This is a genomic window from Fodinibius salsisoli, from assembly GCF_026229185.1.
GTDB lineage: Bacteria > Bacteroidota > Rhodothermia > Balneolales > Balneolaceae > Fodinibius > Fodinibius salsisoli.
This window is the reverse complement of sequence record NZ_JAGGJA010000001.1, coordinates 616811-639534: the sequence shown is the minus strand read 5'-3', so window position 1 is coordinate 639534 and position 22724 is coordinate 616811. Positions and strand designations below refer to the sequence as shown.

Below are 22724 nucleotides of genomic sequence, written 5' to 3'. Positions count from 1 at the left end.
GATTCTCAATTTCTTTCTAAACTTCAATATGAGCCGTACTCAGTTCTTGCAGAGATCGTTTTTCGGAATCTAAATCGTAATCCTTCCGTACAGCTCGCTCAATATCTGAGGGATGCGTATGATGCCCTTCTATGAGATTTGAGTAATAACTATTTATATGGCGCACCAGATCTGCAATGCGCTTTCGCGTCTTTTTGTGAAGCGAATTTCGTAATGCTGCTGCTTCCCGATGGACTTCCATGGCTAAATCAACCAAATCACCACTGCGCTTGGGAAACATTGGTTCCATATCACTGGGATTATCAAACATACTATTTCCGCTTATATTGCCGGTTTATTTTCCGATTGTATAATATCTGTAACTAATTGAAAATTAGTTGATTACATGAATTACAGACAAATAAACAACCTTTTATTTTGCCGGTTATATTACCGGTTTAAATGCCGATTAATGCACGAAAGATAAGTTAAACTAATGTCCATCAAAAGTCCTGGGAAATTACGCCAGAAAAAATTGATGGCCGCCCAGCTTTAAGAGCAAAAAGTCAATATCTGCAATGATTGGCAATACGCTTAACAGCAATCGTACCTGGTTTCGATATCGTTTGACCATTGATCTTCCCTCAACAACTTGGGTACTACAATTTTGAATTTCTTATTAAGTTTTCCCCCTTCATGATTTTTCTTTTGCTCTCCCAAAAATCTATCGTGGAGCTATCAAGCCGTTCAAACCAACGATGGTTATGATCTTCGGCCAGACAGATAAATAGTCGCTTTACGCGTATTGATTTACAGCTCTCCAATAGCTGCTGGAGAGTGTTCGGCCGCAGGGAGGCTAACCCTTCCATGATATAATTGGCTTCATCAAAGCCTTCGCGCTTGGGTACGTCATAAAGATATTCCATTATTGTCCGCTCCGCAGAAGATATAGTGATATCTCCCTGATTTAATGTCTTCGTTGAAAGCCCTTGATCGTCCTTGGGAAAAAGCGTAGCCGACCGCACTTCTAATTGGCTCTTCGACTTATTATAGTTTTTAAACCACAATGGCAGCCTTACTTCTGGTGTTTTCCACAGTATTACCTGGTCACGAGAAGACATTTTGATATAGTGGCCCAATCCCCGGAGTTCTAATGCTGTTCGACTCCTAATGGATCGGTAAGCCTTGGAGCTTCTGCAACGCATATAGCCCCCCTTCCCACAACAAATCATTGCCTTTTCTTTTGTAGGCTCCTCTGCCTATTCGTTCCAGCCAACCGCTGGTCTCATAAACATCAGCCAGCTGCTTATAAACTCCTTTGTAGACTTCATATCCCCCCAATAGATTCTACCATATTAACTATTTTGTTCAAATCCGTTGTATTTTTGCTTAAAAATTTCTGCGAATTTTTGGGAGGAAACACTTCGATATCCTCCATCTCTCCACAATATACCGACCGTTCGCCGAGGCGTTGGGTTTTTCAGTTTAACCGATTTTAACCCACCGGATACCTTCATCTGCATAGTTAGTGCAGGCAAAATAGTTCCAACGGCAGAATTATTCTCCAGAACGGAGAGCAGACCGCTAATGGTGTTCATTTCAATTTGCAGTTCAGGAGCAATGCAAGATTTGGAGGCACATTTCTCCCAAATACGTCGGGTACAGTAGCCTTCGGGAAGAAGGATCAGCTTTTGCTGATCAAGGGCGGTAACATTAATCCACTTTTTACTTGCCAGTGTGTGCTTTGAATTGGTTATCAGCAGTAACTCTTCTTCAAATAACGCATCGAAAATAAGATCAGGCTCTTCTGTAGGGTCAAAACTGACGCCCAAATCCAATTCACGGTTGTAAACCTTCTGTTCAATCTTCGGTGCAGAAAGCTCCTGTATCTTAAGCTGTACGCCTGGAAATTGAGCCGAAAATGATGAAACTACCCAAGGCATCAGATAGGCGTTTACGGTCTGTACTACTCCGACAGTAAGCGTTCCCCGATAAAGATTTTCCAGTTCATCAATAGCCGTTTTGGCTTCATTCACTTCCTTAACAATGCGTTTTGCACGCTGATGCAGCAGCTGGCCGGCCTCGGTAAATTGCAATCGATTACCAGAACGATCGAATAGCAGCACTCCCAGCTCTTGTTCCATACTCTTCACTTGCTGCGATAATGCCGATTGTGAAATATAAAGCTTATCTGCTGCTGCTGTGAAGGTGCCCTCTTCAGCAATCGAAAGCAAATATTTGAATTGCCGTAACTCCATTATAGGTATAAGTATTTCTTATGATAAACAGAAGTAAATATCGATAGACTTATATCCAAAATCCAACCATCTTTAGGCTCAATAAGAATTAATCTGCAAACCCAGTTATGAAATTACGAATTGTACTCCCTGCCCTTTTTGTCTTCGCAATCAGCCTGTTCTCCTCAGTCATTGTGTATGCACAAAAAGCCACCGACCAACAGATTATGCAGCTTAATACAGCAGATATGAATATTACGGATGCCCAAGTCACCTACCTAAGAGCCCAAGACCAAATCCTCTTCCAGATGGAAGTTGATGGTACGGCAGGACAGACCAAGCCCGAACCAGCCGGACAGCTGAATGGTGCACCCGTCCTTGGTTATGTGTTCCCCACGACCCTTAGTCCAACGGCCGTCGGGTTTGGGGATGTGAAGGGAACCTTAGCTTTTGCCATAACCTCTCATCCAGATTTTGATGACACCCCACTCTGGGACGAAAATGGGGACCACGACTACAAAAATGACGGAAAATGCTATCATACGCACTGGGTGGTACTTGTGGAAGATGATCGTGTTGAAGGCGGGCTTTCCGTAAAGGAGTTCAAAAAGGAAGATCAGGGCGTGGTACTTCCGCCCACCAATCCCGGCATGCCGATGTATCTTGATTCACCCGGCTTCCCTGTAGTCTTCGACCATAATTTGTTGAGGGTTACCGTACCTGCGCAACGGCTAAGCAATGAGCAAGCATTCAACTACGACGGCGTTGCTGCCTATATGGAAGTCTCAACTGAGAAAGGCCAGCCTATGTTGGGTGTTTATAAAGTATTCAAGGTACTATCGGGTGATTTGAGCTTGCCTTATTCAGTACAACAACCATAATAATTTCATCATCAAGGCGATGTGACCGAATGGAAGGTGGAAGCTTGCAACGCTTCTTATGGTGGTTCGAATCCACCCATCGCCTCTATCTTTATTTTCAGTTAATGGTTTAAGATGAAGAACTCTATAAAACAGAATATTCAACAGGTTGAAAATCGCATTATTCAAGCTTGTCAACGGGTGGGCCGCGATCCCCAAAAAATTCAAATAATCCTTGCTGTCAAAACGGTTGAAGCCGAACGTATCCTAAATGCGGCCGATCTTGGTTACTCAGTTGTTGGTGAGAACCGCGTACAGGAAGCCCGTCGAAAAATAAAGCAAATGGGTGAACAATCGGACAAGCTGGAGTGGCATTATATCGGCCACATGCAAAGCAATAAGGTCAATAAAGTTATACGGTTTACCTCAATGGTGCAGTCTGTTGATCGCATGAAAATCGTACGAAAAATGAATCGTCGGCTCGAGAAGGTAGGCAAAACCATGGATGTTTTGATCCAGGTAAATACTTCCGGAGAGGACAGTAAATACGGCATTCATCCGAATGATGCTATCCATTTCGTCAGAGAAGCAGCCGAATTTAAGCGACTCAACATTAAGGGCCTCATGACCATCGGACTATTTTCGGATAACTGGCCGAAAGTGCGGGCGGGTTTTGCCCGGTTGCGGCAATTGCACGATGCCATTGCCAACCAGAATATTCCGGATGTTCAAATGCAGCATCTTTCGATGGGAATGACCAACGACTTTGAACTGGCCATCGAGGAAGGCGCAACGATCGTTCGAATAGGCCGGGCCATTTTTGGTGAACGTGATACCCCTGATTCATATTACTGGCCGGGCATTGACTCTCCATCCTATTCCCCCAATCGCATACCCGAATAAATCCAACCCGAATTATAAGTATATCGAAATCAGATAGAAATGAAAATACATTATTTGCAACATGTCTCCTTCGAAGGCTCAGGCTATATTGAAGCCTGGGCCAAACAGCGGGGCCATGAGCTAACGGCTACGCACCTGTTTAATTCTGGAACGCTGCCTTCACCTGGGGATATCGATGCCCTGGTTATCATGGGGGGTCCAATGGGAGTCAGTGACGAACAGGATTACCCTTGGCTAAAAGAGGAAAAAGCATTCATAAAGGAGTGTATCAATCGCAAGAAAAAAGTACTGGGAATCTGTTTGGGAGCGCAGCTTATCGCCGAAGCGTTAGGGGCTAAAGTAGTGACCCTTTTGGAGAAAGAAATCGGTTGGTTTCCGGTACAGTGGACCCCATCTGCACGCAATCATCCTGCGTTGGATTTTCTTCCTCCTCAACAAATGGCTCTTCACTGGCATGGTGATATGTTTTATCGGCCTGACGATGCTATCAACCTGGGGAGTAGTAAGGGCTGTAGAAATCAAGGCTTTATGCTTGATGATTATGTACTCGGCCTGCAATTTCATCTGGAAATGACAAAGGAAGGGTTGTCCCAACTTATTGAAAGCACCCAGCATAAATTTGGCAATGGCCGGTTTGTACAAAACGCCGAACAGATGCTTGAGGCGGGATATTTTAAGCAGAATCATGACACAATGGGTGAATTACTTGATCGATTCATGAACTAGGTCTCTTCCCTGCAATATTTTCTTTTAATGCTAACCACTAAGGTATCACTATACCATGGCCGGTCTCACGGAAGGGCTGAATAGTGAAAACAGTTTCCGGTAATACCATTTTCATCAATTATCAAAAAACCTATAACCAATTATGACGGATAGTGCACAAGAACTGGCACAAAAGTACCATGTAGATTTGTACGACCGTTATCCTTTAACGCTAACTGAAGGTAACGGCGTGTATGTGAAAGATAGCGAGGGTAACGACTATCTCGATGCACTGGCGGGGATAGCCGTTAAAAGTTTGGGACATGCCCATCCCGGGGTTGTCAAAGCGATTAGAGAACAGGCGGGACATTTAACCCACATATCAAATAACTATTATAACGAACCCCAAAGCCAGCTGACTAAGAAACTTGCCGAGATCTCCGGCCTTGATAAATCCTTTTTCTGTAACAGTGGTTCGGAAGCGGTAGAACGTGCCATAAAATTGGCCCGTAAGTACGGGAAGGTGCATAATAAAAAAGGAAAGATCATTGCCATGGGTAACTGCTTCCACGGGAGAACGCTCGGCACCATAGCCATGGGCAAAAGGAAGTACCGTGAGCCGTTTGAGCCGGTACCAGGAGGGTTTTCAAAAGTTCCTTTTAATGATTTAGAGGCCCTCGAAGCCCAAACCACGGATGAAACGATTGCTGTTATTGTGGAAACGATTCAGGGTGAAGGCGGTATTTATCCTGCCCGAAAAGAATATATTCAAAAAGTATGTTCCCTCTGTGATCAGCATAATATCCTCTTGATCTGTGATGAAATTCAGTGCGGTATGGCCCGGACCGGACGCTGGTTCTGCTATCAGCACTATGGCATTACGCCGGATATTGTAACTTCTGCCAAGGCTTTAGCTAATGGCTTTCCCATAGGAGCAATTATGGTAAAGGATAAAGTCGCTGATGTAGCTGAATATGGAGAGCATGGAAGTACATTTGGAGGCAACCCGCTCGCTTGTGCCGCTGCCTTAGCCACCATTGCAGCAATGCAAAGAGAAGATATTCCGCGCCAATCCGATAGAAAAGGATCCTACTTCATGGACCGTTTATATGAAGTGGCTAAAAAACAAGATGCTATCAAAGGCGTTCGGGGGAAAGGCCTAATGATTGGCGTGGAGCTCCATTCTGATGCTGAGCCAGTCGTCAACGAGATGATTAAACGTGGCGTACTGACGAGCTGTACATCGGGAAAGGTGATGCGCTTTGTACCTCCTCTTATAATTACCAGGGAGCAAATTGACACACTAGTAGATGTTTTTATTGCATCCCTAAAAGCAGTTTAAAGTATAAAACCATGACTCATGCGAACTCAGGAGATTCAGCACCAGCAGCTTTAACCATTGCCGGCAGTGATCCCAGTGGCGGAGCGGGATTACAAGCCGATCTGAAAGCGTTCTCTTCTTTGGGGATATTCGGAATGACAGCCGTAACAGCCTTGACCATCGGAAACACGACCGGTGTTTATGATATGATTAAAATAGACCCTGCCACCGTCTGCCGACAGGTTCGAGCCGTAATCGAGGACATACCACCTCAAAGTATTAAAACGGGCCTGATGGGCACGAAAGAGGTCATCATAAATGTAGCTCAAGAGCTGGAAGAACATACCTCATGCCCATTGATAGTAGATCCCGTGATCGCTACAAAGCGAGGGGATGTATTAGCATCTGACGAAGAAGTCTCAGCCTACCAATCATACTTATTACCCCAGGCAGAAGTGGTCACCCCTAATATTCCGGAAGCCGAACTGCTGGCCCGAATGCAAATTTCATCTCCTGATGCTATGCCCGAAGCTGCCAAACAGATTATAGATCTCGGTTGCAATTCGGTTGTCATTAAAGGCGGATATTTCGATGAGTGGGAACAGAGTAACGATCTTTTTTACGATGGAGAAACAATGAACTGGCTAAACTCACTGCGGATACACTCGAAACATACACATGGATCGGGGGATGTATTTTCGGCAGCTGTTACAGCACATATTATTAAGGACAAAAACTTGCTGTAAACAGTGCAACAGGCTAAAAAAATGGTGACGGAAGCGATCCGTAATGCGCCGGGTCTTGGTCAGGGACAGGGCCCTGTTGGTTACGACTTTTAAATACAATTCAGATGGATTCTCTTTTATACATAACGTGACGTGCTGTGGCTGTGCGGTTAAAAAGAGACATACCCAAACAGGTTATATTGTCTCATCGGGCGACTGAGGGTGTCGGCCGATGGATATATCACAAGCGCTTGGCATTCACCCGAGGTCAACCCCAGGATTCGGATGAGAATGGTTGCTTATTAGGATTATGATGATTCATTAGCTGTTAAAAAATAACTACACAACGCGTTTTTACATCTATAAATTTAAACCATCCCAATATCCCAAATTTGGTATCTGAAATATTACAGGTGGAATGGCTTGAAAATTCGTAGATCTTTAAAGATATAGTTATTTTGGGGAGGCTGTTATAAATACAGAAAACGAATGAATATGACTATTCCATCAGCAAACAGTATAAATCGTTTTGTCCGGCACGATCCTCCAAGAAATGATTTTGACCAGGTGAAGCACGAGTTTGATCGCTGGGAGTGTTCATCCGGCAAGAAGATTGTAAATAATCGAGAAATCTGTCATAACCTTTTTTATTTAGCAGAAGGATTGGTTAGATGCAGCAACTTTTCAGATGACCGTACCCTATGGTTTGAAATTGAGCACAACTTCTTTACAATCCCAAACAGCTTTATCAATCAATCCCCCTCATACCAAGAGCTGACGTGCCTTGAGGATAGCATCCTTTACACCATTAGTAGAAAAAAATTACGAAGGCTGTGTCGTTCTGATATAGATTGGGCCAACTGGTGGGCCCAACTGCTGGAAAAGGAGTACCTGAAGCTTGAGTATATTTACCAAACCTTAATCTATAAAAGTGCCCCAAATCGGTATCAAGAGTTAATAAGGGCTATTCCCGACATTGAGAACCGAGTGCCCCTTAAATATATTGCCTCTTTCCTTGGGATCTCCCAGGTATCGCTTAGCCGCATACGTGCCGGCAAGCAATAGCCAGCTATAGAATGGCAGACATCCCTGTAATTCTGCTCGTCTGTCATATTAAAAATAGCTGCGTCTTGTATCTAAAGAATAGCTGGTATCCTTCCCCCCCTCATTCCCATTATTTAACAAATGTTAATGCTTTTGGATGAATGGGTCGTCATATTTGAATCGAATCAAAAATGGCCACCATATATGCGAAACTCCAAAGTAACGATCCCCAAAGTCCTGCATGAATTCCACGGGACAAAAGCCAGCATCCCTGATCTGATTTTGACCTATCTGGCGGCGTGCATAGCCGCGAGCGTTGTTTACTTTTTTATACCAGCGGACTTTGTCCTGTGGAAACAAATAATGCTCATTCTTCTGGCCCTGGACATCGGTGGTGGTGTTGTGGCAAACTTTACGGAAGGAACTACCAGGTACCATGAGAATAATCCAAAACTCAGACTTTTTTTTATTGCTCCTCTACACTTAGTACATCCGGCTATTCTCGTCATTCTTTTTCCCACTCAGATGGGAATCATCGCTATAAATGCTACACTGATTATTGCTTGTACTTATAGTGTTAATGCCATTAAGGGGTACAAGCTGCAAAAAGCAGTGGCTCCACTTCTGTTACTGCTGGTTATAGCAATAAACATCGTAAGTCAAATCCCGGATCCTATTATTTCATTTCTGTTGATCCTATTAGCGGTGAAACTCATACTGGCCTACGCTGTACGATGGAAAACATAACCTATCACTATAAGCTATGGAGATAGGTCCCATTAGTAATCACTATAGTAGTCAAGCCTTTTTTACTCTTATTTTAATCATCCTTAAAAATTCATCATATAAACAACAAACAAAACACTGCCAGTAAAAATGCAAAGAAGCTTTAATTACATTTCAATATTACTTATAACACTTTTTCTACTATCTTGTAGTGACAATTCTTCCGGTCCCGGCAACACTGGCCCCATCTCTGCAACTATTTCGGGCCAGGTGCAGGCTCCGGATAATGCCACCCCTATTCAAGGTGCTACCGTCTATATTGGGGAAGCTCCTGCCAATAATTCTGGCAGCCAAAATAAGATAATGGCCCAATTGCCTACCCAGTCCGGCGGTCAAGAAAACTGTGAGGAACCGTCGGCGTCGTATACCGCTTATACCTGTACTGATGCAGATGGAAGCTTTGAATTTGAAACAGAAGTGGAAGCTGGCCAGGATGAAATCGAATTGAAGATATTAAAGGGAAATTTCTATTTCACCAAGTCAGTTACTATAAATACCGACGGAACCAGCGACGTAGGAACGTTAATGGTTTCGACTAGCAACATTGATATCGCTGTTATCACTGGCTCCTACGATCGGATGCAGGATGTACTGGCTAAAGTAGGGTTCGGTGAAATCGTAACAGATCCGAATGCTGCAGAATATGGCAAATTAAAACTGGGAACTGAAACCTTCGATCTCTATGATGGAGATACTTCACTCCCAGAAGATTATCCTGACATGGGAATGCTCTTTGAGGATAAAGATGGAGATGGTAAACCTGATGTTAATAACTATGATATTGTTTTTATAAATTGTGGCGCTTCGGAAGAATATTTATTCCCGTCTAAAGAAAAGACACACGGTCATGCTCATGATCAAGCATTTCATGCGAAGAGCCTGTTGGCTGAGAAGGAAATATCCACCATCAACGATTATGTGCAAAATGGTGGAATGCTATACACCACCGATTTAGCTTACAATTATACTGAACAGGTATTTCCATCTTATATAGATTTTATGGGAGATCCTGGGGCTTCTGCCGAAGAAGCCGAACAGATCTATGCTGCTGAAACAGGTCTTCCAGACATAACAGTACAAGCAGAACTTCTTGACAGTAACCTTGCAGACTGGCTTTCGGTGGTGAATTGTGAATCAGAGAATTGTATAAACGGAGATCAATCCGTTACCATCCGAGGCTTTGCCTCAAACTGGGCTGTGATGAACGGAGCTCACAATGGGGCGGATACTAAACCCTGGGTCAAAGGTCCGGTTGAATGGAACAATGGATCCGGCGTAAAACCGTTGAGCATAAGTTTTTCATTAGGCTCAGGTAAGGTCATCTATAGTTCATATCATACCATCGAACATGAACATTCTCATGAATTTCGGCCACAAGAGCGTATTCTTCAATATCTTGTTTTTGAGTAAAGAATGCATGTACCCTTTTTAATATCACCTCCCAGCGCATCTCAAAGGGTCTTATTTTGACCAAGTAACCAGACCTGTTATGCAGGATATGGATATATTGATCATCGGGGCCGGAGTAGCAGGGCTTACCTGCGCCGGCCTTCTTTCCAGGCATGGGCTGCACCCCCAAATTGTAGAGCGGGAGCCCCAGCAACAGTTTAATTGTACCGGATACATGCTCGGGCTCTACCCACTGGGCGGACGAGTGTTAAATGCACTGGATGCCCGGACAGCGTACTACAACCAAAGTATCCAGATGGAATATTATGAAGCACACCGCTCAAACGGGGCGTTGATAAAGTCGTATCCGCTTGATTTTATTAACGAAAAATACGGCTCTTACCGAAGTATTACCCGTCAGAAGCTTATTGACATTTTATTGGCTAACGTAACACCCGAAGCTGTCCGTTTTGATACAACAGTAGCTAATCTGGAACAAGGTAATGATGAAGTGCGGGTTACTTTTTCTGAGGGCCGGTCCGAGCGATTTGATCTGGTAATTATAGCGGATGGACTCCATTCTGAGACTCGGGATTTCATCCTGGATGATAATGAATATTCCTATTATCACACCGGCTGGGGTGGATGGGTGAGCTGGCTTCATGGTAATCCAACAACCTCCTACAAAGAATACTGGGGCGCCGGCTCTTTTCTTGGTATCTACCCGGTAAAAGACAAAGTGGGCGTCTTTTTAGGCGGCCCAATAGATATTATTAAAGAAAAAGGATTAGCGTCGTTTGCGGATGAGGTAAAACAGATGGTTTCTCCTGAACATGAGCTGCCCCGCCAAGCTCTTGAGGCCTGTCGTAAAGATGAGCGCCCCTTCTTTTGGGATTTTCACGACTGCAGAACCAAGACCTGGCACAAAGGGCATGTAGTGCTACTGGGAGATGCCGCAACAGGATTTCTGCCAACCGCCGGTGTCGGGGCTTCGATGGCAATGGATTCGGCTGCGGCCCTGGCCGATGAGCTTAGTCGGGCACATAAACAGCATCTACCCTATGCATTAAATCTCTATACTCAACGACAGAAACAGCGCGTGGAAACTGCACAGGCAGATTCTCGCAAGCTGGCAAAAATGATATTTATGAAATCACCCGTTCTTTCCAAAATTCGTAATAGGCTGCTGCCGTTTTATAGCCTGCAACAAATCCTTTCTGACTTGAGCAACGTAATGGAAGGTAGAAGCTGACTCTTATTTGCTAATTTCTGACTACTATTTAACAAATATTTATGGGTTGTAAGATTAATATAATTTACCCCTAATAAAACATTATAACTCAAAGCTATTATTTATGGAAAAAAACATTCTAATTATTGGGGGGTATGGTAGTGTTGGGAGCGTCATAACCCGGCACTTGTCTGAAATCTATCCAGGTAGAGTAATTGTAGCCGGTAGAAACTATAATAAAGCAGAACAATTGAGTAAAGAATTGAATCATCGAGCAGTTCCCTTACGCTGTGATATAGCTGATACCGGAAAATATAGCGAACTGTTGAAAGATGTTGCGCTGGTTATTATGTGTATAGATCAAGAGAACACGGACTTTGTAGAACACTGCTTTTTGGAAGAGATAAATTATATCGATATAACAGCTGGCTATGAATTCTTATCTGAAGTTGAAAAGCTTAATGGTATAGCTGTTGAGAACAATGCTATTGGGGTACTAAGTGTAGGATTGGCTCCTGGTATTACCAACCTCTTGGCCAAACATTGTAAGAACCAATTGGAGGAAGCAATGCAGCTGGATATTCATGTTTTATTGGGAAGTGGTGAAAAACATGGTACAGCTGCCTATCAATGGATGTTGAATAATTTGAATACTGAATATTCGGTGAAGGGAATAGGAGAAGCCCATGTAGTAAAAAGTTTTAGCGAGCCAAAGAAAGTTTATTTTAATTCAGAAATAGGTAAGAGAAAAACATTCCTGTTTAACTTATCAGATCAGCATGTACTTGCAGATAATATGGATGGAGTTCAAGTCTTTACCCGCGTTTGTTTTGATTCTTTAATTATGACAAATCTAATAGCCTTTGCCGAAATGACTGGATTATCAGCAATATTGAAAAAAGAACTAATCCAAGATATTGTAATAAAATTAATTAATTCTATTTCATTGGGGAGTGACATTTTTATGGCCAAGGTCATAGGTAGGGGATATGATGGTTCCACTTATAAATGTTCTTTAAGTGGTCATGGCGAAGGATATGTAACCGGGTTAGTTGCTGCTGAAGTAGCAAAAAGATTAATCAGCAGTTCTCACCCAACAGGTGTTTATCATTTGGAACAATTATTTGAACCACAAGAGGCTATAATAGCATTATTAGAAACAGAGGAATCTCTCAAGGCCATATTGTAAACATACATTACCAATCTATATCTACTATTAAATATTGACAAAGACTTGTACATCAATATGAATTAAGGAATTCTTTCCTAATTTGTCCTTTCAATAAGATAAAATGTCTTCAAAAAGTTCTTTAATATGCATGTTCATACTTTCAAAGTGCACAGTAACCATATTTTGTTCACTTATAGCTATATCGGATGATAGATAATAACCAAGTCTGCCATTTGAATAATCATTATTAAAGGAAGACTCATATCATATTAAAATAAATAGTTATAGCTGTTTATATATGTGTATAAATAACAGGTAGTTACATCAAAAACATTCATCTATCAAACCACAAGGTATAACATCTATTATGTATAAATCATTATCAATTCTTCTGTCTATAACAATAGGCCTCTTGTCAGGGTGTCAGTCGAATAGTACTGATACCAATACCACAGGTGAACCAGCATCAGTAAAGGGAGAAAACTTTACCTTTTATAAGAGCCAGGATATGTATAATGATCTCCATAAAATAGGTCAAGAGGGGAAGGAAGAAGTGGGGGCCCCTTTTGAAATTACTGATGTATGGCACTCCGACAGAAAATGACATAAAGTATTTACATGTTGAAGTAACGCATAAAAAATCATGTGATGATCAATTTGAAATTGTTTGGGATGGCCGGGTAGCCGAATCATATCCATACCACATAGGGTTTCTTGTGAAATTGGATACAGAGGATTGTCCCGATTTAGACAAGGCCATAACGGATACACTTTCCTTGGATCTCTACGAATCTCTGGGAGATCAAAAATATTTGGCAGATGAAGAAGTTATTTTCCATGTATATAATATTTCATCTGATCAAAGTACTGATTATGATAAACCAGTTTCAAACCAGAATTGATGAATTCAACTGTTAAATGCTGATTTAAAGGTCAGAAACTAAACTTCCGGTATTTAGAATATCTACAGAAAATTTGGAATAACAATTCTATCGCCCCCCCGAGGATAGCATCGGGGGGCGATGGATATAAAGGTAATGTTCTACATCATGTCATCTGCTCTGCATGTATCCAGATAATCGCTAAATACAGTATTCTTATTCCCTTTTTTGTTGACTGTAAAATTCTCTTCCTGATTCTGCTTTACCCCGATAAAACTCTCGGAGCCCACCCACTGCTCATCGGAATAAAAATAGGTGATAACTCCCTATCCATCAACAATATAGCACCGGCAGACAAGCCCAATTAAAACAACATTATCCCCATGGGTGATTTCTCTCTTCAACTAAAAAGTATTCCTCCTTCAAAATAGCTTTCTTGTCATCCTGTTTCTTTTTCTCTTAGCTTCATTGTACTTCTAAAAATGATATTAAATCCTTCATATCATTAACGGTCAATCGTGCTTGCAATCCGGGTGGCATCAGTGAGCTTTCAACCACACCGTAATCAACCACCTCATTCTTGTCGAAACTAATTACTTCACCGGCCTGTGTATAAATTTCTATATCATCATATCCCACGTTTATCTGTCGCCCTTGGTCTCTGGTACCGTCTTTCAGCTCAATGTACCATCCCTGCCACTGGGGACTGATCTCCTCTGAAGGCCTCAATATGGAATGTATTAATTGCTCCCGGGTCTTGGATGTTGCAACATTGGTTAATGCTGGTCCCAAGTCACCGCCTCTCTCTTTTACTGCGTGACAGGTTGAGCAGGTAGAATGAACTGAGTAAAACACATTCCTTCCACGCTGAGGGTTACCCTCTTCAGAAAGTGCTGACTGCCACTCTTCAATTGAGAAAGGTCTTGTCATGCCTCGAGCCGGATACACCAAAACACGACAATATGCTACTCCTTGGGGAGGAGACCATTACCGTACGTGGTTAGGTTTCAGAAATGCTGTTATTGGAATGCAGCGATCCGCTATCATGGGATTCCCTTTCTGGGGATCTGACACAGGTGGATACCAAGATCCCACCGACCGGCATGTACTGGCTAGATGGCTCGGATTCAGTGCTTTTACACCAATGATGGAGGTTGGCCCTATTTCTGACCGGGCCCCCTGGGATATGCTGGGTGAGCCGCATTATGACACGGAATTAATTGCTATTTACCGTTTGTATTCCAAATTAAAAATGCACATGCTCGACTACACTTATGAATTAGCTACAAAAGCACACAAGATGGAACTCCTATTGCAAGCCCATTATTTTTTAAATTTCCGGAAGATGAAAAAACATGGGGTATCTGGGATCAATACATGTATGGTAAAGATATTTTAGTGAGCCCCGTCATTGGGGAAAAAGATAGCCGAAAGGTATACCTTCCTGAAGGCTCATGGGTTGATGTTTGGGACCACTCCAATACTATCGAAGGACCGACCACTATTGAGGTACAGACACCACTGTTTGCCAGAAATGGGGCAGAAAAGCAACTTCCAGACTTAAAGGAAATCTATAAAAAATCACTAGAGATAGCTGAATCCAGGCCTTCTCCCACTGATGGCTCAGAACTAACGATAGGATTTTAAACTAAAAGCCAACACTTATATCAGCCCCTGACCTGCTCTTTCTTTTTATCAGATTAATGGCATCACATCGGTCAAAATGTAAAACCTCCTGACTTACCTAAGCTGTTTCCTATGGGTAGGTAAGTACCTCGGGAGGTTAATCCTGACAAGTCTTTCTCTGCAAAATATGTTGGAGCGAGAATCATCCTTATATGCCTTTTTATCCCAAAGTAACCTTATTTATATTTGGTCCTTTTCTATTTCTTTAGCATGATTGGGATTACATAGATATCAGTATCATAGAGGACACAAGTTATCCATCTTGTAAGATTGGCTATTTAGCCGGATAAGGAACCAGTACCCCATTGTCAAAGTTATTGTCTTCTAACTTTGATAAAGCCGTCTGGTAATACCAGCTAATCCATTGCTCAGCAGAAACAGGTTGCAGGGAGTGCATATATTCCAAGTCCAGGGCAGACACTTCAAGGTTATCTAAATCTTGGCGCTCAAGAAATTCCGCAGTCTCAGGAACAGATCCAACGAATTTTGTATGGCCTTTTTGCCTGGCTATATCCCAAACGGAAAATTGAAGGGTAGCAAGTTCTCTATCCAAAATATGCGTTCCTTCGATGCTAAGACGGCTATCTGATTTTTTATCTTTTGTAACTTCTTCATTACCCATAAAATAAATCCCCCGCGGCTTAAGCTTGGCATGGTAACATTATCTTTGGGGCTGTTTATTATATGAAGTGCGTACTAACAACATTGTAAGAGAGTGGATAAGTTCAATGTGGGATATTTCCTGCCACTGCTTTACCTTTATTTTGGATAGGGCTTATCTTTTCCAATTCTTCGCTATGCATAGTATTTTTCCTTACAATTATTATAGTAGTAAAATTACTCAGTAAATCACGTATACTAAGGGCAAGGGTTCATTATATAAATACATATCATATAAATATGAATGAAATTGATTTCCCAGTTGTTGGTATCGGAGCATCCGCCGGCGGATTGAAGGCATTGCAAAAGTTTTTTGACCACTTGCCGGATGACTCGGGGATGGCATTTGTAATTATTGTACACTTGGCACCACAAAAATCAAGTGCAATGGGGAAATTGCTTTCCTCACACACTCCCATGGATGTGCAGCAGGTTTCCGGTACAACCAAAGTTGAACCTAACCACATTTATATCATTCCTCCCAGTAAACAATTGCGCCTTCAAGGCGATCAATTGCTGGTTGAAGAGAAAGAAAAAGATTCACAAGCCGTCATTGACGTCTTTTTTCGTTCACTGGCCGAAGAATGCGAAAAAAAAGCGATAGGTATTATCCTTTCCGGCAGCGGCAGTGATGGTTCCCTGGGACTGAAAGCCATAAAAGAACATGGCGGTATTATGATGGTACAGGACCCCAAAGAAGCTGCCTATAACGGCATGCCCCTTAGTGCCATAGAGACTAACCTCGTGGATTTTGAATTACCCGTGAAGGAATTGGCCCAAAAGGTATTAGACTACAAAAATAATTTAGGCAAAATAGAGATGCCGCTGCAGGAAGAGCAGCTCGATAAACGAGAAAAGCTGGCTCTGGGTGAAATTTTTAAGTTATTGGATTCAAAAAAGAATCACGACTTCAGCCAGTATAAAAGATCTTCTGTTCTAAGACGCCTTCAGCGCCGGTTGTATATATCAAACTGCAAAACCATTACGGAGTACCGGGAATATTTAGACAAAAATCCCGATGAAATTGATTGGCTTTTCGATGATCTGCTGATCAGCGTTACCAACTTTTTCCGCGATCCCGAAGCTTTCGAACAGCTTGCGGAAGAGATCATCCCCAAGCTGTTTAAAGACAAGGAAGTCGATAAACCCATTCGCATCTGGGTGGTCGGCTGTGCCACTGGGGAGGAAGTATACTCCCTGGCTATTTTGCTTGATGAGTATGCCTCAACACTGGACTATAAGCCACATATTAAAATATTCGGTACCGATATTAGTGATGATGCCCTCAGGGTTGCTCGCAAAGGGATATATCCGGAAACAATAGCCTCAGAAATTTCAGAAGAACGGTTATTGCGTTACTTCCACAAAGAAGATAGAGGATACCAGATCAGCGAAGAAATTCGCAACATGGTATTAATTTCCAAACACAATATTCTTGCAGATCCTCCATTTGTAAACCAGGATTTAATTTCCTTTCGCAACCTGTTGATTTATTTCAAAAAAGACTTGCAGAGTGAAACATTAAAAATAGCACACCACGCCTTGCGGTCGGGAGGGTATTTATTTTTGGGCTTATCTGATTCTACCATTGCTGCTTCAGACTATTTTGCACCAGTTAATAAATCAAAGGGTATCTATATATCACGACGGGTACCCTCTTCTATTCGAGATGTTCCCCCTTTATCACTTTTGCCTAATATGAAGCAAATTAACCTTGGTTGGCGAAAGAAAAACCTGGATACCGGAAAATTGAACTTTGATGAAATCCATCATTCACTACTGGCCGATCAGTACGCCCCACCGAGTATTATAGTAAATGAAGACAATAAGGTAATGCACTCCTCAAAAGGGATTAACCGGTATCTGCATTATGCAGGCGGAGAACCCAGCCATGATCTGCTGAAAATGGTATCTCCCCAAATTCGTCGGCCATTACAAAATATCATTTTTGAATTCAACCAACACGATGACGCTCCAACCATTACTAAAAATGTGGCCGTACAATTACAAAATCAGTTGCTACATCTTAATCTTAAGATCAGGCCTATTCAGGGCTCAAAAATTCCCCAGGGATATCGTCAAATCGTGTTTGAGGAAATGGAAGAATCTGGTAAAGATGAAGACCAGAAAATTCCGACGGATAATCGGGAGTTTGAAGAGTCTGAGGTAGTATTACAATTAGAGAAAGAACTGGAACAGACCAGGGAGCAGCTCCAGCAAGTCTTAGAGGAGTATGGTACCTCTAATGAGGAATTGATGGCATCCAATGAAGAACTGCAGTCAATGAATGAAGAACTGCAGACCACTACAGAGGAACTGGAGACCAGCAAAGAAGAGTTACAATCGGTTAATGAGGAACTGAAATTTGTTAATGAAGAGCTCGAGACAAAGATCGAGGAGCTCCAGAAAGCCAATAACGACCTGAAGAACCTGATGGAAGCAACTGAAATTGGGATTTTATTTGTTGATTCTAAAATGCGAATCAAGCGTTTTACTCAGAGTACAAACAAGCTATTTAATTTAATTGCTTCAGATTTAGGCCGCCCCCTCTCTCACATCACACATCATATTCAAGAAGAAGATCTTATTAAACAAATCGAATCGATGCTGGGTGATAAAAAGCTGGATCCAATACAAAAACAGATTCGCAGCAGCGAGGGCAAATCATATATGATGCATATCAAGCCGTATAATACAACGGATTATAAGGTTGAAGGGGCCGTGCTCACATTCGTGGACATAACCGAATTAGAAAAGGTTAAAACAGAACTTGAAGAAAAGATTGAAATTCAAAAACAGCTCCAACAAGATGTGTTACGCGTAGAGAAGAAAGAGCGCTGGAGTATCGGCCAATTCTTGCATGATGAGATAAGTCAAAACCTGCTGGCTATCAAGTTGATGCTGGACTCGAGTCCACAAATAAAAAAACTGGATGAAGACAGCCGGAATGAAATCAATGATATCAAACAACTGATCGTTGAATCCTTACAAAACATACGGGGGCTCTCTCATTTTGTACTGCCTCTGGCTGGTAGTGTCAGTTCTGCCTCTGATGCGCTTACTTTGTTAGTCAAGCAAACAAAAAATGTATATGACGTAGAGTGTATGTTGACTACCGATGATATCTCCGGGCGGATAACCGACGATTCTATTACTTCTTCCCTATACTATATTGCCCAAGAAGCGATCACAAACGCCATCAAACATGGGAATGCACAGAAAATTGATATCACCCTTTCCTTGGATAACAATATGTTGAACCTAACCATTGAAGATAATGGCATTGGCTACAATCGGGAAAAAGATACAAATGGCCAAGGTATCAATATAATGCATTACCGTACTGAGTTATTGGGAGGAAAATCAGAAATTAAAAGAGTCTCCGAAGAAGGTGGTACTATCGTCAAGTGTGTACTGCCAATAGAAGAAAATACTGCTAAATAGTCCGTTTGGGATAACACTTTTTGCAGCCAAGAAAGGAATTTACCTTATCCTAAACTGACGACCGTCTTAGCTACCAGTTACTACAAACTAAGAATGAACTTAAATAAATGGGTTCAATTCATCGCAATGCTGTTCTTTAATATCAGCTCTCAATTTAACTCTTCCGTGCCTTCTATTAAATCTTAGTCCCGATAGCAATTCATATCCTTTTGGCCGGTAATGTAGGAGAATCTTTTACATTGTCCGGCAAAGAAACACTACAAATGAATTTAGTGCCGACTTCTATATTACTATCAGATTCAAGATACAAGAGAGAGTCTTGAAATAATGGATATGCGCAGTCATGAGTGGCATAAAATGCTACCGACGATAAGCCCTGAATTTAAAGCCGGGGGCTTCTTTCCAGGATTTCATAATAGGAAAAATGGAAAGTGCGCAACGGCTATTCTTTGTTGACACCTGAATAGTGTTGACATTGAAAGCCAGTGGTTGAGGGTGCCCTTGAGGGGGCTGAGAATATACCTAAAGAACTTGCTCCGGGTAATGCCGGCGAAAGGAAACCGTTGGCTTTATTGGTGGGCGTATCCGCCGGGTAGTACTCATAACTCCCATATGAAACTGTTATGCATTATAGGATGCGGGGCCCTCTGGTAACCCCAGAACAGCTTCTGGATACTATGAATGTATATACTTGCTAAGGTGACATTTAAAGGGAGAGTACAAATGATCCGTCTAACTATACAATTAAAGAGATTGAAGAAAGCCACACTATTTTACAAAATCTACTGGAGCCGAACAGGTTCTTATCTGTACGTTTTCCCGCTACAGTAACTTCAGTGCTCTTCCCACAGATTTTCTGCCTTTGCTACCGTAAATAAAATAGAGATAATCACTTAAAAAATGCTTTACCATGTCCCATACATCAAGATATCCTTTTACGGAAGAGGAGCTCAAGCACTTTAAAAAGGTGTTGCTTGAAAAGCGTAACGATGCTGCAGAAAGGCTCGAAGAGGTTCGTAATGCCCAAACTAATTTGGGTGAAGCAGATGATGCGGATTACTCTTCCCTTGCCCATCACATGGCCGATGTTGGTTCAGAAGAGCAGGAATCAGAGATGAATTATCTCCAGATTGAAAGAGTCAGAGAATACATCATACATATCAACCATGCCCTGGAGCGTATAGAAAATAAGACGTATGGTATCTGCCAGGCTACCGGTAAACCTATTTCAAAGGAACGGCTGGAAGCTGTACCTCATACACGTTACAGTATTGAGGCTAAACAAAAAGGATTAGTTAAAGACCAATAACGTTATGAATAATCGCTATGACAACCGCGGACAAGAATCTGTCTTTCACGAACGCCCTCACCTTCTATCCACTAAAGGATATCGGGGGTTTTCGATAAAGGAACGGGCCCAACATTGGGATGGTATTAAAATTATGGCCTCTTCGAAGGGGGGAAAATCAATCTCGGCTACCGGAAGTACCGAAGAGGAAGCACTCCAGAACCTTATTGATTACATCGACTTGCATTTAGACTTATAGAGAGGCAGACCCGCTAATAACAGTCTCGTTAGGAGGCAATAATTTTTAATGGATAGACAAGATTATCCATTAACTAAGAAGGCTGTAATAATTATTCCTTAATACAACATCTTTAATCTTAGCGGAATTGTTATGGAAAAGGCAAAACAAGAACGTGATAAATACATCGAAAAGCTTACCGCTGATTTAATGAACTTGAACACAAGTTGAGAAAAAGTATGGCGACCTGAAAGTGAATTATGCCACAGGTATGAAAGGGTTTCTGGTTGTTGCAGATGAATAATCTATGAAAACTGGATATGGATAACATTAAAAAGAGAATAGGCAACCACAAGCGACCGTATCAACCGGTTACAGAGGGATTCATGTAGGTTATTTTTCCACATTACAAGCCAACAATAACTTACACCAATAATACGAACTGCCATTATTTTTATAGAAGCAGTTAAGCTTACAAAAGGTTAAGCAATATGGAACAGCTTCCGCATATATCATATGATGAATACCACTCTTACGGCATTAGGCATTTCATGGACAATATTATAAGAAGAAGATGTATGTATTACGCAAGTGATTTTCTTCATTCAGATGAAGATGGCTTAATTGATATTGAACAATCTGTAAACCATACCATGAAAGTCTTTCGAACACTCAATATACCACTGGAAGAACATTTCTATTTAATTTTCCGTAGTAAGCCCCATTATATTTACAAAGACTGGAAGCTATCAGGGTTAGCCTGCGTTTATATGCTCATGAATGGCGATCCTGACGATGTAAATAACCTGGCGCAGCAACAAACCACACTGATCGATCAAATGTTGCATCATATGAATCCCTCCCAATTATCTCATATAAAAAATGCTTACAGATAGTGCCATACCTTCTCTATACCGGACCCTCCAAATTAATCTTAATTAGCTAGCACAGCTATAATACCAGGTTTTCGTTGTGCAGTGGCAATCAATTCCGAATTTCAACCCTCACACCATCTTCAATACGCTCATCAGGATGGGTGAGGACCGTCTCTCCCTTGGCCAAGCCGTTAACAATTTGCGTATGCAATCCGTTTTGGCGCCCCGCTTCAACGCGACGCAATCGGGCCGATCCACCGTCCACCAAAAAAAGACCCCATTCTTCATCCATTCTAAACAGTGAAGAAGAGGGAACCTGCAATACGTTATCGCCCTGCCAGATAATAAACTCTGCCACCACCCGGTAGCCATCCCCCAGCGCCTGCCACTGTTGACGGGACGACAGTATATCCACCACCACCGGTACACGCTGCTCTTCGACCCCCAGCGCCGATATTCGGGTATATCCGGATGGCTCTACAACCCGAACAACACCATCTAAAATTGTATCGGAACCCCACCGCTTAATCCGCACCGCGGTTCCCCTGCGCACCTGCACGGCATCAGCGGAAAGCAGGTCTGCCTTTATTTCGAGAGATAACGGATCACCGATTTCTAAGATGGGGGTCCCCGCCTGCACGGTTCCCTCACTCTTCTGGTGAATCTTCAGCAGGTGCCCTCCGACTGGAGCGCGTATAGAGATCTGTTCCCCTCCCCCTGATGCCTGGAATGATCGCAGTGCCGATTTGGCGGCCTGTATTTCATGTTCGGCAATATTTAATGAAAATTCCGCCGATGCTTTCTGAGCGGCAGCGCGTCTGGCGGCTAATTTGGCATTATCCAGCCCCTGCTCACTCCCTATCCCTTCATCAAAAAGGTTTTGAATGCGTTGCAGTTCTAAATCAGCCAAACGCTTTTCCTCACCGGAAAGATTAAGATGCTCCATGGCCTGCTGCCGTCTATATTTAGCGGCCTCAAACTGCGACTGGGCTATTTCACGCTGGCGTGCACTAATCAAATCGGGGACGGGCTGGATCTGAAAGAGCTCTTGGTTGGCAGCTACCGTATCTCCCACTTCGTGCTGAATTCTTAATACATAACCGGTCACCGGTGCCGAAATGGTGTAACGATCGGCTACCTGTGTTTTACCCTCTTCCTCTATGGTTACTTCAAGGGGGGCAACCCGGGCCTGATCCACCGTTACAGGTACGGGCGAAGGAAGAAATCCCCAAACTACCAAGAGCACCACCAATATGGAAAAGGCTGATATAAACAACTGTTTTTTTGTGATTTTCATGGCT

Annotated in this window: 24 protein-coding genes, 1 tRNA gene and 1 riboswitch; of the genes, 18 read left to right on the top strand and 7 right to left on the bottom strand. The window is 42.4% G+C overall.

Annotated elements, in window-relative coordinates; translation table 11 throughout:
* Positions 1 to 16 precede the first annotated feature (16 nt).
* The 4 genes from J6I44_RS02670 to J6I44_RS02660 form a co-directional block, all read right to left on the bottom strand.
* Complete coding sequence (locus J6I44_RS02670) at positions 17 to 310, bottom strand: Fic family protein (protein ID WP_265764402.1); 294 nt, start codon at positions 308 to 310, stop codon at positions 17 to 19.
* A 328-nt stretch (positions 311 to 638) separates the two neighbouring features.
* Entirely contained in the window at positions 639 to 1184 is a 546-nt protein-coding gene (locus J6I44_RS02665; RefSeq protein ID WP_265764401.1) for a type IV toxin-antitoxin system AbiEi family antitoxin domain-containing protein, read from the bottom strand.
* Positions 1147 to 1320 (bottom strand): AbiEi antitoxin N-terminal domain-containing protein, encoded by a 174-nt coding sequence (locus J6I44_RS20755; protein ID WP_350356660.1) that lies wholly within the window; start codon positions 1318 to 1320, stop codon positions 1147 to 1149. Before J6I44_RS20755 ends, J6I44_RS02665 begins: the two co-directional genes overlap by 38 nt.
* Positions 1321 to 1334: 14 nt before the next feature.
* Positions 1335 to 2237: a LysR substrate-binding domain-containing protein gene (locus J6I44_RS02660; RefSeq protein WP_265764400.1), complete on the bottom strand. Its 903-nt coding sequence runs from the start codon at positions 2235 to 2237 to the stop codon at positions 1335 to 1337.
* 107 nt (positions 2238 to 2344) lie between these two features.
* Between J6I44_RS02660 and J6I44_RS02655 the strand changes: the two genes are divergently transcribed.
* The 12 genes from J6I44_RS02655 to J6I44_RS02600 all read left to right on the top strand — a co-directional run bounded on the left by J6I44_RS02655 (position 2345) and on the right by J6I44_RS02600 (position 13253).
* On the top strand, positions 2345 to 3097 hold the full coding sequence (locus tag J6I44_RS02655; protein ID WP_265764399.1) for a hypothetical protein: 753 nt from the start codon (positions 2345 to 2347) through the stop codon (positions 3095 to 3097).
* A 15-nt stretch (positions 3098 to 3112) separates the two neighbouring features.
* Positions 3113 to 3182 (top strand) — tRNA-Cys (locus J6I44_RS02650).
* 29 nt (positions 3183 to 3211) lie between these two features.
* The gene (locus J6I44_RS02645) at positions 3212 to 3979 is read left to right on the top strand and encodes a YggS family pyridoxal phosphate-dependent enzyme (RefSeq protein WP_265764398.1); all 768 of its coding nucleotides are present in this window, start codon (positions 3212 to 3214) and stop codon (positions 3977 to 3979) included.
* A 39-nt stretch (positions 3980 to 4018) separates the two neighbouring features.
* Complete coding sequence (locus J6I44_RS02640; RefSeq protein WP_265764397.1) at positions 4019 to 4705, top strand: type 1 glutamine amidotransferase; 687 nt, start codon at positions 4019 to 4021, stop codon at positions 4703 to 4705.
* 142 nt (positions 4706 to 4847) lie between these two features.
* Complete coding sequence (locus tag J6I44_RS02635; protein WP_265764396.1) at positions 4848 to 6026, top strand: aspartate aminotransferase family protein; 1179 nt, start codon at positions 4848 to 4850, stop codon at positions 6024 to 6026.
* An 11-nt stretch (positions 6027 to 6037) separates the two neighbouring features.
* Positions 6038 to 6751 (top strand): bifunctional hydroxymethylpyrimidine kinase/phosphomethylpyrimidine kinase, encoded by a 714-nt coding sequence (gene thiD / locus J6I44_RS02630; protein WP_265764395.1) that lies wholly within the window; start codon positions 6038 to 6040, stop codon positions 6749 to 6751.
* Positions 6752 to 7225: 474 nt separating this feature from the next.
* The gene (locus tag J6I44_RS02625) at positions 7226 to 7795 is read left to right on the top strand and encodes a Crp/Fnr family transcriptional regulator (RefSeq protein WP_265764394.1); all 570 of its coding nucleotides are present in this window, start codon (positions 7226 to 7228) and stop codon (positions 7793 to 7795) included.
* A gap of 183 nt (positions 7796 to 7978) precedes the next feature.
* Positions 7979 to 8521, top strand: coding sequence for a hypothetical protein (locus tag J6I44_RS02620; protein WP_265764393.1), 543 nt, complete (start codon positions 7979 to 7981; stop codon positions 8519 to 8521).
* A gap of 129 nt (positions 8522 to 8650) precedes the next feature.
* Complete coding sequence (locus J6I44_RS02615; RefSeq protein ID WP_265764392.1) at positions 8651 to 9970, top strand: hypothetical protein; 1320 nt, start codon at positions 8651 to 8653, stop codon at positions 9968 to 9970.
* Between the two features lie 79 nt (positions 9971 to 10049).
* Positions 10050 to 11201: an FAD-dependent oxidoreductase gene (locus tag J6I44_RS02610; RefSeq protein ID WP_265764391.1), complete on the top strand. Its 1152-nt coding sequence runs from the start codon at positions 10050 to 10052 to the stop codon at positions 11199 to 11201.
* Positions 11202 to 11304: 103 nt separating this feature from the next.
* Positions 11305 to 12369 carry a saccharopine dehydrogenase family protein gene (locus tag J6I44_RS02605; protein WP_265764390.1) on the top strand — a complete coding sequence of 355 codons (1065 nt, stop codon included), beginning with the start codon at positions 11305 to 11307 and terminating at the stop codon, positions 12367 to 12369.
* 548 nt (positions 12370 to 12917) lie between these two features.
* Entirely contained in the window at positions 12918 to 13253 is a 336-nt protein-coding gene (locus tag J6I44_RS02600; protein WP_265764389.1) for a hypothetical protein, read from the top strand.
* A gap of 444 nt (positions 13254 to 13697) precedes the next feature.
* Here J6I44_RS02600 and J6I44_RS02595 read toward each other — a convergent pair whose 3' ends face one another.
* The gene (locus tag J6I44_RS02595; protein ID WP_265764388.1) at positions 13698 to 14162 is read right to left on the bottom strand and encodes a c-type cytochrome; all 465 of its coding nucleotides are present in this window, start codon (positions 14160 to 14162) and stop codon (positions 13698 to 13700) included.
* Here J6I44_RS02595 and J6I44_RS02590 point away from each other — a divergent pair.
* Positions 14161 to 14631 (top strand): TIM-barrel domain-containing protein, encoded by a 471-nt coding sequence (locus J6I44_RS02590; RefSeq protein WP_265764387.1) that lies wholly within the window; start codon positions 14161 to 14163, stop codon positions 14629 to 14631. The two genes, J6I44_RS02595 and J6I44_RS02590, sit on opposite strands and share 2 nt — an antisense overlap.
* On the top strand, positions 14544 to 14879 hold the full coding sequence (locus J6I44_RS02585; protein ID WP_265764422.1) for a TIM-barrel domain-containing protein: 336 nt from the start codon (positions 14544 to 14546) through the stop codon (positions 14877 to 14879). The genes J6I44_RS02590 and J6I44_RS02585 overlap by 88 nt, the downstream gene beginning before the upstream one ends.
* Positions 14880 to 15192: 313 nt before the next feature.
* On the opposite strand, the gene J6I44_RS02580 is transcribed toward J6I44_RS02585, so the two are convergent.
* Entirely contained in the window at positions 15193 to 15540 is a 348-nt protein-coding gene (locus tag J6I44_RS02580; protein WP_265764386.1) for a hypothetical protein, read from the bottom strand.
* A 278-nt stretch (positions 15541 to 15818) separates the two neighbouring features.
* Between J6I44_RS02580 and J6I44_RS02575 the strand changes: the two genes are divergently transcribed.
* The 4 genes from J6I44_RS02575 (at position 15819) to J6I44_RS02560 (ending at position 21444) form a co-directional block, all read left to right on the top strand.
* Complete coding sequence (locus J6I44_RS02575) at positions 15819 to 19022, top strand: chemotaxis protein CheB (protein WP_265764385.1); 3204 nt, start codon at positions 15819 to 15821, stop codon at positions 19020 to 19022.
* 481 nt (positions 19023 to 19503) lie between these two features.
* Positions 19504 to 19597: riboswitch (TPP riboswitch) on the top strand.
* 335 nt (positions 19598 to 19932) lie between these two features.
* Positions 19933 to 20331, top strand: a complete 399-nt coding sequence (locus tag J6I44_RS02570) for a TraR/DksA family transcriptional regulator (RefSeq protein ID WP_265764384.1) — start codon at positions 19933 to 19935, stop codon at positions 20329 to 20331.
* A 4-nt stretch (positions 20332 to 20335) separates the two neighbouring features.
* Complete coding sequence (locus J6I44_RS02565; RefSeq protein WP_265764383.1) at positions 20336 to 20569, top strand: hypothetical protein; 234 nt, start codon at positions 20336 to 20338, stop codon at positions 20567 to 20569.
* 557 nt (positions 20570 to 21126) lie between these two features.
* Positions 21127 to 21444 (top strand): hypothetical protein, encoded by a 318-nt coding sequence (locus tag J6I44_RS02560; RefSeq protein ID WP_265764382.1) that lies wholly within the window; start codon positions 21127 to 21129, stop codon positions 21442 to 21444.
* An 88-nt stretch (positions 21445 to 21532) separates the two neighbouring features.
* On the opposite strand, the gene J6I44_RS02555 is transcribed toward J6I44_RS02560, so the two are convergent.
* A complete protein-coding gene (locus J6I44_RS02555; protein ID WP_265764381.1) occupies positions 21533 to 22720 on the bottom strand; it encodes an efflux RND transporter periplasmic adaptor subunit in 1188 nt (395 codons plus the stop codon).
* Positions 22721 to 22724 lie beyond the last annotated feature (4 nt).